A 669-nucleotide genomic window follows, 5' to 3' on the forward strand; every position below is an offset into this window, starting at 1 on the left:
GATGTCGACGTCGGCGAGCACGGGCGCGACGACGTGCTCCGCGATCTGGGCGACGAGGTGGTCGTTGAGGACGTCGGGCTCGTGCTGCGTCGAGAGCACCACGGTGTCGAGGGTGACCGGGCGGTCGCCGTCGTAGCCGACGGTCACCTGGGTCTTGCCGTCGGGGCGCAGACCCGCGACGAGGCCCTCCTTGCGGACGAGCGTGAGGCGCTCGGCGAGGCGGTGCGCGAGCCAGATCGGCAGCGGCAGCAGCGAGGGGGTCTCGTCGCTCGCGTAGCCGAACATCAGGCCCTGGTCGCCCGCGCCCTGCAGGTCGAGCGGGTCGAGGTCGGCGCCGTCCTGCCGGACCTCGAGCGCCTTGTCGACGCCCGCGGCGATGTCCGGGGACTGCTGCCCGATCGAGACGGACACGCCGCACGAGTCGCCGTCGAACCCGATGAGGGACGACGTGTAGCCGATGCCGCGGACGACCTCGCGGACGAGCTGCGGGATCTCGACGTACGCGCTCGTCGTCACCTCGCCGGCGACGTGGACGAGGCCCGTGGTGACCATGGTCTCGACGGCCACGCGGGCCGTGGGGTCCTGCTCGAGGATGGCGTCGAGGATCGCGTCGGAGATCTGGTCGCAGATCTTGTCGGGGTGTCCCTCGGTCACCGACTCGGACGTGAA

At 71.4% G+C, this 669-nt stretch carries 1 protein-coding gene; it reads right to left on the reverse strand.

The window, feature by feature from the left end; genetic code table 11:
• The coding region (locus tag G3I71_RS45380) for an S-adenosylmethionine synthetase N-terminal domain-containing protein (RefSeq protein ID WP_275409422.1) at nt 1–669 on the reverse strand (669 nt) is incomplete at both ends.

The sequence above is a fragment of the Streptomyces sp. SID12501 genome (assembly GCF_010550245.1).
Classification (GTDB): Bacteria; Actinomycetota; Actinomycetes; order Streptomycetales; family Streptomycetaceae; genus Streptomyces.